Source organism: Polaromonas sp., assembly GCF_029945895.1.
Lineage (GTDB): Bacteria > Pseudomonadota > Gammaproteobacteria > Burkholderiales > Burkholderiaceae_C > Polaromonas.
Genome location: NZ_JAQSDL010000115.1, coordinates 1 through 9,914 on the forward strand (window position 1 = coordinate 1; position 9,914 = coordinate 9,914).

General features: G+C 65.1%; 11 protein-coding genes. 6 read left to right on the forward strand and 5 right to left on the reverse strand.

Translation table 11 applies throughout. The features are described from left to right. The 5 genes from PSV33_RS18225 to PSV33_RS18245 form a co-directional block, all read right to left on the reverse strand. Window positions 1–239: polymer-forming cytoskeletal protein (locus PSV33_RS18225; protein WP_300563935.1), on the reverse strand; the 239-nt coding region annotated here is incomplete at its 3' end. A gap of 37 nt (window positions 240–276) precedes the next feature. Continuing rightward, window positions 277–984 carry a DUF6776 family protein gene (locus PSV33_RS18230; protein ID WP_300563936.1) on the reverse strand — a complete coding sequence of 236 codons (708 nt, stop codon included), beginning with the start codon at window positions 982–984 and terminating at the stop codon, window positions 277–279. 182 nt (window positions 985–1,166) lie between these two features. Then, entirely contained in the window at window positions 1,167–1,559 is a 393-nt protein-coding gene (gene rpsI / locus PSV33_RS18235) for a 30S ribosomal protein S9 (protein WP_300512258.1), read from the reverse strand. A gap of 11 nt (window positions 1,560–1,570) precedes the next feature. Then, a complete protein-coding gene (rplM, locus tag PSV33_RS18240; RefSeq protein ID WP_077593211.1) occupies window positions 1,571–1,999 on the reverse strand; it encodes a 50S ribosomal protein L13 in 429 nt (142 codons plus the stop codon). Between the two features lie 223 nt (window positions 2,000–2,222). Beyond that, window positions 2,223–3,944 (reverse strand): serine/threonine-protein kinase, encoded by a 1,722-nt coding sequence (locus PSV33_RS18245; RefSeq protein ID WP_300563938.1) that lies wholly within the window; start codon window positions 3,942–3,944, stop codon window positions 2,223–2,225. Between the two features lie 185 nt (window positions 3,945–4,129). Here PSV33_RS18245 and rlmJ point away from each other — a divergent pair, with 185 nt between their 5' ends. From rlmJ to paaD, 6 genes are all read left to right on the forward strand, one after another. Continuing rightward, a complete protein-coding gene (gene rlmJ, locus PSV33_RS18250) occupies window positions 4,130–5,128 on the forward strand; it encodes a 23S rRNA (adenine(2030)-N(6))-methyltransferase RlmJ (RefSeq protein ID WP_300563940.1) in 999 nt (332 codons plus the stop codon). 31 nt (window positions 5,129–5,159) lie between these two features. Continuing rightward, on the forward strand, window positions 5,160–7,211 hold the full coding sequence (locus tag PSV33_RS18255) for a protein kinase (protein ID WP_300563942.1): 2,052 nt from the start codon (window positions 5,160–5,162) through the stop codon (window positions 7,209–7,211). 102 nt (window positions 7,212–7,313) lie between these two features. Beyond that, window positions 7,314–8,321 carry a 1,2-phenylacetyl-CoA epoxidase subunit PaaA gene (paaA, locus tag PSV33_RS18260; RefSeq protein WP_300563943.1) on the forward strand — a complete coding sequence of 336 codons (1,008 nt, stop codon included), beginning with the start codon at window positions 7,314–7,316 and terminating at the stop codon, window positions 8,319–8,321. After that, window positions 8,318–8,611: a 1,2-phenylacetyl-CoA epoxidase subunit PaaB gene (gene paaB, locus PSV33_RS18265; protein WP_300563945.1), complete on the forward strand. Its 294-nt coding sequence runs from the start codon at window positions 8,318–8,320 to the stop codon at window positions 8,609–8,611. The genes paaA and paaB overlap by 4 nt, the downstream gene beginning before the upstream one ends. Beyond that, on the forward strand, window positions 8,608–9,399 hold the full coding sequence (gene paaC / locus PSV33_RS18270; protein ID WP_300563947.1) for a 1,2-phenylacetyl-CoA epoxidase subunit PaaC: 792 nt from the start codon (window positions 8,608–8,610) through the stop codon (window positions 9,397–9,399). The genes paaB and paaC overlap by 4 nt, the downstream gene beginning before the upstream one ends. Before the next feature lie 62 nt (window positions 9,400–9,461). Next, window positions 9,462–9,914: 1,2-phenylacetyl-CoA epoxidase subunit PaaD (gene paaD / locus PSV33_RS18275; protein WP_300563948.1), on the forward strand; the 453-nt coding region annotated here is incomplete at its 3' end.

Genomic DNA, 9,914 nt, shown 5'->3' on the forward strand with positions numbered 1-9,914 from the left:
GCCGCATGCACCGGCCCCATGACGCGGCCGTTGATGATGACGTGGTCGGCATGGATGGCCCCGGTGACACAGGCGGACTCGCTGATCACCAGAATGCTGGGACTGCCCTCGTTGGCACGGATGTCACCAAACACCTCGCCATCGATGCGCAGGCCGTCGGTAAACTTCAGGTTGCCCTCTATACAACTGCCTTGCGCGATCAGGCTTTTGATCGGGGGCTGCGATTTTTTTCCAAACATGGACAAATCCTGTGAAATCCTGAGTGATGAACCGGGGTCAGAGCTTGATGGTCTGGACGGAGCGGACGGCCGTGCCTTCGACGACCTTGGCGGTCACCGTTTTTACCACGGCCAGGGGGGGCAGGTCGAGCACCCCTTCGATGCGGCGGTACTGCTTGAACTGCAGGAGCTGGGCGCCACCCGGCAAGCCTGTTGTCCACGGCTTGCCAGCCAGGGTGCCGGTAAAAGTCAGTTCCAGCTTGCCGTTGAACACCGGCGCGTCCTTGACCGGCTGGATCACCAGCACCTGCCACTTGAGCTGCATGTCCGTCAGGGCTTCGGCTTGCAGGCCGCGAATGGCGGCGCTTTCGGCACCGCCGGCAGGCAGGAGCTTTTCAAAAAAACCGAGGTCATCGCGCAGCAGCCGGTTGTCCACTTCGAGTTGACGGATCTGGGTCGCCATCTTTTCCTGCGCGGCCTTTTCAGCGGTCAACAGGCTGCCGGAAATGTTGGCGACCGACTGCGATTTGTCGCGCTCCGCACGCAGTGCTGCGACCTCTTCCCGCAGCCGGGACAGTTCGAGCTTGGCATCCTTGTCCAGCCCCGCGATGCTGACGCCGAGCTCGAAGGTCCACAGCGCGATGGCTGCAGAAAACCCCAGCATCATCGCGCCCAGCGCCCAGCGCAGCGGCCAGGGCAAGGAGGTTCGAATGGCCATGCGCGGGGAGCTGATGGTCAGGCGGCGGCGAAACAGGCGGAATTTCAAAAGCGACCTTGGGTTGTCTTCCAGGGAGTGCATTGTGCACTCAGATGCGGCCTGCGCTGAGTGCTGCCCGGCCGGCAGCGGCAAGGATTTGTATCGGCAGTCCCGGAGGGCTCTTGCTGCATGGCCATGAAAAAAGCCGCCAGGCGCAAACCAGGCGGCTTTTCGGAGGCAGCAAAAGCAGATTAACGCTTGCTGAACTGCTTGCGGCGACGTGCCGAACGGAAGCCGACTTTCTTACGCTCGACTTCACGTGCATCGCGGGTGACAAACCCGGCCTGGCTCAGCGCCGGCTTGAGGGTGGTGTCATAGTCGATCAGTGCGCGGGTGATGCCGTGGCGGATCGCACCGGCCTGGCCGGACTCGCCGCCGCCATGCACGTTGACCATGATGTCGAAGGTTTCGACATGGTTGGTCAGGTGCAGTGGCTGTTTGCAGATCATGATCGATGTTTCACGACCGAAGAAGCTCTGGATGTCACGGTCGTTGACCGTGATCTTGCCAGTGCCTTTTTTGATGAACACACGGGCGACGCTTGATTTGCGACGGCCGGTGCCATTGTTCCATTCACCAATCATCTCAAGGCTCCTTAAATTTCCAGCACTTTAGGCTGTTGGGCGGTATGCGGATGCTCTGCACCACCGTACACCTTGAGTTTTTTGATCATGGCGTAACCGAGCGGGCCTTTGGGCAGCATGCCCTTGACGGCTTTTTCCAGGGCGCGGCCCGGGAACTTGGTTTGCATGTCGCGGAAATTCGTCGCCGAGATGCCGCCGGGGTAACCCGAATGGCGATAGTAGATCTTGTCAGTCGACTTGGCGCCGGTGACTCGAAGCTGGGCTGCGTTGATGATGACGATGAAGTCACCGGTATCGACGTGAGGCGTATAAATGGCCTTGTGTTTGCCGCGCAAACGGAGAGCAACTTCGCTGGCTACTCGTCCGAGGACCTTGTCGGTCGCGTCAATCACAAACCACTCATGCACCACGTCAGCGGGTTTTGCGCTGAAAGTTGTCATGGGTTTACTTTTCAAAAGTTGGTTTGAGCAGCCCTTTTCCACGGTCGGTGTTTCTCTGATGGAAACCTCTTAGGTGGGGTTCAAGCCTCGCCGCGGGGCCAGCCGATCGCTGCGAAGCCTTCCATTATACAAAATCCCGACCCTCATGGGGGATATCCCGGCACTCCCCCGCAGGAGCTCTCCCTTTAACGGCCGTTTGTGGCCGTTCCCGGGCATTTTTTGGCTAAAACCCGTCGACCCGCCGGCTGTTCTGCAGCCGGGCGTTGTTTTCAACACACAGCGGGAGCGCGGCCATCTCCGGTTTCTGGCACTGACGAAAAATACACATCGGTCGCGCCACAAAGTTGCTGTCGGCACACAGCGCGAGCGGGTCGGCGGGCTTCACCAGCTGCGGCACCTCCCCCCGTTCGCTTGCCATGGCAGGCACAGGCGGAGGCAGCGCTGGCGGCGGGTTCGCAGCATCGGACCGCGTCGCTGTTGTTTTCGGCGCGGCACGCCGGGCGGCGGGCCTTGGACGCTGCTCCCCAGGCAACGGTACCCTGACAGCGGCCGCAACCGGCAGCTCCGGTGCCATGGCCGCCACAACCGGCGCGGCAAGCGTCGAAAGCCCGCTCGCCACCGGTTGCACGGGCATGGCGTCGGCCGGGGCCTGCGCGAGCCGGGTCTCGGTCCCGGGTGCGCGCACGCCCCGTCCCAGCATCAGTCCCAGCAACAGGGCAACAACGGCCACTGCCACCACGCCCGCACCCACACGCCACGAGCGGCCGGACCGGACTGGAGCAACCACGGCGGCAGCTGGTGCCGCGGCTGCAACAGGCGATTGCGGGGCAGTCACATCCCGCCGCCGGGGCAGTGCCGCCAATGGCTGTGTCGGATCGGTGGGGGGCGCCGCGCCCGAAGGCTGCGGGGGCAACGGCTGCACCCGCGCCGCCGGCCGGGGGCCGGACAGGCCCGGCGCCGCCCAGATCGGACCCAGTTCGGCACGCCAGTCGAAACGGGACATGCCATTGGGCGTTTCCAGCCCCATGAGCTGCACCAGGGCCGCCACGCTTTGCGGCCTGTCCTTGGCGTCGATCGCCAGCGCCTGACCGATCGCCTGCACAAACGGCTGCGAATAACCGAGGCCAAACTGCTCCTGCACCGTGCGTGCCACGCGGGCAAAAGGCGGCAGGCGGTCGCGCACCACCCGGAACGTGGCCGGCAGCGGCGGCTTGTTGCAAAGCAGGCCATGCACCACCGCAGCGAGCGCATACAGGTCGGTCCACGGCCCCTGGCGCATGTCGGGCGCGCCGGCCTGCTGCTCCAGCGGCGCGTAACTCAGCTTGAAGGCATCGGTCAGGTCCTGCGTCTTGCCGCCCATGGCATGGCGCGCGGCACCCAGGTCCAGCAGCACGGGCGGACCGATGTCCTGCAGGAAGATGTTGTCGGGGGAGACGTCGCGGTGCACCGTGCGGCCCTGGTGCAGGGTCTTGAGTGCCCCCAGCACCGCCCACAGGACCTTGCGCAGCCAGGCCTCGGTCGGCGGGCTGTGCATCTGGCTGCGCGCCGCCTGCAGCGTGATGCCGCGGTAAAGAGGCATCACCATGTAGGCCGTCTGGTTGGCTTCCCAGTACCGGAAAACCTTGACCAGCGAGGGATGGTCGAACTGCGCCAGCAGCCGGGCCTCGGCCACAAACGACTGCAGACCGGCCTGGAAGGCCGCCTGGTCGGCCGGGTCACGAACCACCACTGCGCCCTCCGCGCCGCGACAGGCCAGCGTGCCCGGCATGAATTCCTTGAGGGCCACCGGCCGCCGCAGCGAGTGGTCAAACGCCTGGTAGACCATGCCAAACCCGCCGGCACCCAGCAGCCCCCGCACTTCAAACTCGGCCAGGCGCGTACCCACCGGCAAGGCATCGAGATGGGTGATCAATGAAACGGGGGTCGGACTTGACGGGGCGGTCATGAACGGGAGCGGGCTGTGGCAAGGTGGGGCTGTCATTAGGCATGGACGCCCTGCTGCCGTCAAGGCGCCCGGGCGGCCGCAACGGGACGTTCGCCGGTAATGTGTTGCAGATTGCAAGCATCCGGCCTGGCGGCCCGGCGCACCCCGGAAAAGGCCCGCCGGTCGGCGCCCGTTAACATAGCGACATGTTCAGTTATCGCCACGCCTTCCATGCCGGCAACCATGCCGATGTGCTCAAGCACACCACGCTGATTGCGTTGATGAAGTATTTGACCCAGAAAGACACGGCGCTGACCGTGATTGACACGCACGCCGGTGCCGGCCTGTACCGGCTCGATGGCGACTACACCGAAACCAGCGGTGAAGCCCAGGAAGGCATCTTCCGCCTGATCAATGCATCAAAAGCGCCCGCAGCCCTTACGACATCAGCGCCAGCAGCTACTAAAAAGGTAGCAACTTCAAAAACCCCCGGTGCTGCGAAAGCGCCGGCCGAAGAGGCCCTGGCCCCTGCGCTGCAGGACTATGTGGACCTGCTGCGCGGCTTGAACCCGCAGTTCGCCACCAGCGGCGATCCGGCGCACCTGAAGATTTACCCCGGTTCGCCCTTCATTGAGCAGCAGTTCCTCAGCGGCCGCGACAAGCTCAAGCTGTTTGAACTGCATCCGACCGATTTCAAGTCGCTCACCGGCAACATTGCGCAGCTGGGCGTGGGCCGTCAGGTCACGGTGGCCTGTGAAGACGGCTTTGAGGTGCTGAAAACCTTTTTGCCGCCGCCGGCGCGCCGCGCCATGGTGCTGTGCGACCCGAGCTACGAGATCAAGAGCGACTATGCCCGCGTCGCGGCCTGCATGGGCGATGCCGTCAAGCGTTTTGCCACCGGCACTTACGTGGTCTGGTATCCCATCATTCCGCGCCCCGAAGCCCATGACCTGCCGCGCAAACTCAAGACGCTGGCGACCAAGGCGGGCCGTCCCTGGCTCAACGCCACGCTCACGGTCAAGTCCAGCAAGCTGACCACCGATGAGGCCGGCGACGTCAAACGCCCCGGCCTGCCGGCCAGCGGCATGTTTGTGATCAACCCGCCGCACACGCTCAAGACCGACCTGCAGGCCGCCCTGCCACAGCTGGTGGCGCGCCTGGGGCAGGACCGCAACGCCGGCTTCACGCTGGACCACGGCGGCTGAGCGGAAACTGACGCCAGAGGAGGGCCTGCGCATGCATGTGATCCTGGTTGTGGAGGACGACGACGCGATACGCAGCAACATCGCACGCCTGCTGACGCTGGAGGGGTTCGAGGCGGTGGCGGCGGCCGATGGTCAGGCCGGCCTCGCACACGCCAGGGCCCGCACGCCTGACCTGATCATTTCGGACATCAACATGGCCGGCATGGACGGCTTCGAGCTGCTGGCTGCGGTGCGGGCCGACCCGGCGCTGGCGACCACCCCGTTCATGCTGCTGACCGCGCTGGACGACCGCGGCAGCATGCGCCGCGGCATGACCGGAGGCGCCGACGATTACCTGTCCAAGCCTTTCACACGCACCGAGCTGCTCGAAGCCGTCAGCGCGCAACTGCGCAAAAAAAACCTGGTCGACACGCGCATCGCGTCCAGCCTGGCGGCGCTCGAGGCGCGCCTGCGCACGGCTTTCGGCAGCGACATTGGCGGCACCCGGCCCGAAGCCTTCCCGGTGGAGATCCCGGCGGGCAGCGAGAGCGGGCAGGTGCTTGACGCCACGGTGCTGGTGTCGACGATCCGCCACTTCACGTCGCTGGCCGAAAAACTCGACGCCGGTGAGGTCTCGCAATTGCTGACCGGCTACTTCGAGCGCAGTTGCCAGCCAGTGCTCAAGAACGGTGGGCGACATCTCAAGTTTGTCGGTGATGGCCTGATGGCGGTTTTTGCCAACACGCCGGGCGACTCGCCGCTGTCGGGGCAGCGCCGCGCCGTTTCCGCAGCGCTGGCCATGGCGCTGGCGGCCCACGAGTTCCGCGACTGGCTCGCGCAGCGTTTCCCGGACCGGGGTCTGCCCCCGTTTGCCATCGGCATCGGGTTGCACAGCGGCGAGACCACTTTGTGCCGCATGGGGCCGCCAGGCAGCCACGACCTGATGCCGGTGGGCGACAGCGTCAGCCTCGCCGCGCACCTGGAGGCCGTCACCCGCGAGCGCGGCTGGACGGTGCTGGCCAGCGGCGCCGTACTCGCCGGCGCCGGCCCCGGCATCCAGACCGGCGCGCAGGACACCCTGACCCTGACCGGCAAACACCTGACGCTGGATGTGGTGGAGATCACCGGGCTGGTGACCGGGATGGACGACAGGCTCCACGGCATGGCCAGCCTGACCGAGCGTGCCGAGGAGATCAGCGCGGCGGTCAGAACCAACTCCGAGATCACCGCGCGGGCCGTCAAGGATGCCCTGCAGGCCAAGCTGGCCGCACTGAAAGAGCAGCGTTTTGAGCCTGACACCGAGCCCGTGCGCCTGAAGGGCTACCGCGTCACCCGGAAAATCGGCGCCGGTGGCATGACCGAGGTGTACCTGGCCGAACGCGAGGCCGACGGCCTGCCCATCGTGCTCAAGGTGCTGGATTCACGCGGCAAGGAAGCGTCGGAGCATCTGGTCCGGTTTATCCAGGAGTACGCGCTGCTGAGCCAGATCAAGCATCCGCATGTGATCCGCATCCACGACCAGGGCTTCAGCGACGAACACGCCTACATCGCGATGGAGTATTTCGAGCGCGGTGACTTGCGCGGTCTGTTCGGTCCTGACATGACCCGCGAGCGGGCACTTTCGGTGGTGCAACAACTGGCCCTGGCCCTGGCGGCCATCCACAGCCACGGCATCGTGCACCGTGACATCAAGCCCGAAAACGTCATGCTGCGCAGCGACGGCTCGGTGGCGCTGGCCGATTTTGGCATCGCCAAATCCATGCTGCAGGCCGAAAGCCCGGGCCTGACACAGACCCTGCATGGCGATGTGGTCGGCACGCCCTACTACATGAGCCCCGAGCAGGTCAGCGGAAAAACCGTGACGGCCCGCTCTGACCTGTACAGCCTGGGTGTCATGCTGTTCGAGATGCTGGCTGGCCGGCGCCCGTTCATCGCGGAGTCGCTGGAACTGCTGCTGGCCAGGCACCTGCATGCGGACACGCCGGTGCTGCCCGCGGCGCACGCGGCCCTGCAGCCCATCGTCAACAAACTGATGGCGAAAAACCCCGACGACCGTTATGCCTCGGCCGACGCCCTGCTCGCGGACCTCGCCCGGGCGAGCTGAAAGCACCCTGCGGCGGAGTCAACAATTAACCGACCGATCGGTCGGTTAATTGGCTATACTCCGGTTGACCCGCCCTGCAGACCGGGTGACAGGAGACAAGACATGTACACACAATCACTCGACGTACCCGACACGTCGGCCCCGGCCCTGGCATCGGTGCCGGCAGCCCCCGACGCCTTGCAGACCCGCTTCGACGAAAAAATCGATGCCGACCAGAAAATCGAGCCGCAGGACTGGATGCCCGAGGCCTACCGGCGCACCCTGGTGCGCCAGATCAGCCAGCACGCGCACAGCGAGATCATCGGCATGCAACCCGAAGGCAACTGGATCTCGCGCGCCCCCTCGCTCAAGCGCAAGGCGATCCTGCTGGCCAAGGTGCAGGACGAAGGCGGCCACGGCCTCTACCTGTATTCCGCCGCGGAAACCCTGGGCGTGGGCCGCGATGCATTGCTCGATGCACTGCACACCGGCAAGGCCAAGTACAGCTCCATCTTCAACTACCCGACGCTGCAGTGGGCCGACGTCGGCGTGATCGGCTGGCTGGTCGACGGCGCGGCCATCATGAACCAGGTGCCGATCTGCCGCTGCTCCTACGGCCCGTATGCACGCGCCATGATCCGCATCTGCAAGGAAGAAAGTTTTCACCAGCGCCAGGGCTTTGAGAGCCTGATGGTGCAGATGCAGGGCACAGCCGAGCAGCGCGCCATGGTGCAGGACGCGGTGAACCGCTGGTGGTGGCCGGTGCTGGCCATGTTCGGCCCACCCGATGCGGCCAGCGCCAACACCGCGCAAGGCATGCGCTGGGGCATCAAGCGCATTTCCAACGACGACCTGCGGCAGAAATTTGTCGACGCCACGGTGCCGCAGGCCGCGGTGCTGGGCGTGACCCTGCCCGACCCCGATTTGAAATGGAACGAGGAGCGCGGCCAGCACGACTACGGCGCCATCGACTGGGACGAGTTCTGGGAAGTCGTCAACGGCAACGGCCCCTGCAACAAGGAACGCCTGGCCAACCGCGTGAAGGCGCATGAGGACGGCCAGTGGGTGCGCGATGCGGCGCAGGCGCATGCCGCCAAACAGCGCGCCCGCCAATTGAAGGAGGCGGCATGACGACCGCGCAAAATGAGTGGCCTTTGTGGGAAGTGTTTGTCCGGTCCAAGCAGGGCCTGGAACACAAACACTGCGGCAGCCTGCACGCCGCCGATGCGCAGCAAGCGCTGCAGATGGCGCGCGACGTCTACACGCGGCGCCAGGAGGGCGTGAGCATCTGGGTGGTGCCGTCCAACACGATCACCGCCAGCGAACCCGACGACAAGGCCGCGTTTTTTGAACCCATGGCCGACAAGATTTACCGGCACCCGACCTTCTACGAAATCCCTGACGAAGTGGGCCACATGTGAACACCGTTGAAGCCCCCGTCAGAACAGCCCCGCTGGGCTACCTGCTGCACCTGGCCGACAACGCGCTGGTGCTCGGCCAGCGCAACGCCGAGTGGTGCGGCAACGGTCCGGTGCTGGAGGAAGACATCGCCCTGGCCAACATGAGCCTAGACCTGATCGGGCAGGCAAGGATGTTGTACCAGCACGCCGCTGTGGTTTCGGGCGACGGCGCGACGGAAGATTCGCTGGCCTATTTCCGCGATGCCACCGGCTTCCGCAACTACACCCTGCTGGAACTGCCGCATGCGACCAGCACCTCGGAGCGCGACTACGCCACCACCATCGTCCGTAATTTTCTCTACAGCGCGCTGATGTTGTTGCTGTGGGAGGCCTTGCAGAAGTCCGAAGACGCGCAGCTGGCGGCCATTGCCGGCAAATCGTTCAAGGAAGTGCGCTACCACTTTCGCCATTCGCGCGACTGGCTGGTGCGGCTGGGCGATGGCACCCCCGAGTCCCACGCCCGCACCCAGGCCGCCTTGAAGCATTTAATGCCCTACACCCAGGAGTACTGGGCGCCGTCAGCTATTGAAACAGTAGCAGATTCAAAAGGCCATGCCATCGACGCTGCCGCACTGAAAAGCGACTGGGACGAACTGGTCAACGACGCCCTGCAGGAGGCCGGACTGCAGCGCCCCACGCTTCAAGCCGGGCTGCCGCAAGGCAAGAACGGCCAGCACAGCGACCACCTGGCTCCGTTGCTGGCCGAAATGCAAAGCCTGGCGCGCGCTCACCCCCACGCTCTATGGTGAGCGCTTCGCACCCACCACGAGCTCCGGGGAGCTGTTATGAAACACCTCCCGCAAGCGGGAAGATGGTGGTGAGCACCCTGCAGCAGGTCTGGGACGTGCTCGAAGCCGTGCCCGACCCGGAAATTCCGGTGGTGTCCATCCGCGAGCTGGGCATTCTGCGCGACGTGCGCCATGTCGAAGGCGGGTTGGAAATCATCATCACGCCGACCTACAGCGGCTGCCCGGCCATGGGGCAGATCGAGGACGACATTCGCGCCGCGCTGGCGCAGCACCAGCTCAACGCGCGCATCACCACGCAGCTCGCACCCGCCTGGACCACCGACTGGATGACCGCGGCCGCCAAAACCAAGCTGCGCAACTATGGCATTGCGCCGCCGCACACCACACCGCCCGGCAGCGACAAGGTCATCCGCTTTGCGCCCCGGCATCAGGCGGCTGACGCGGTGGCCTGTCCTCAGTGCGGCTCGGTCAACACCACCGAGACTTCGCACTTCGGCGCCACCGCCTGCAAGGCG

Coding starts and splice junctions, on each gene's coding strand:
- rpsI (WP_300512258.1), bottom strand. CDS start 1,559: ATGATTGGTGAATGGAACAATGGCACCGGCCGTCGCAAATCAAGCGTC.
- rplM (WP_077593211.1), bottom strand. CDS start 1,999: ATGACAACTTTCAGCGCAAAACCCGCTGACGTGGTGCATGAGTGGTTT.
- PSV33_RS18245 (WP_300563938.1), bottom strand. CDS start 3,944: ATGACCGCCCCGTCAAGTCCGACCCCCGTTTCATTGATCACCCATCTC.
- rlmJ (WP_300563940.1), top strand. CDS start 4,130: ATGTTCAGTTATCGCCACGCCTTCCATGCCGGCAACCATGCCGATGTG.
- PSV33_RS18255 (WP_300563942.1), top strand. CDS start 5,160: ATGCATGTGATCCTGGTTGTGGAGGACGACGACGCGATACGCAGCAAC.
- paaA (WP_300563943.1), top strand. CDS start 7,314: ATGTACACACAATCACTCGACGTACCCGACACGTCGGCCCCGGCCCTG.
- paaB (WP_300563945.1), top strand. CDS start 8,318: ATGACGACCGCGCAAAATGAGTGGCCTTTGTGGGAAGTGTTTGTCCGG.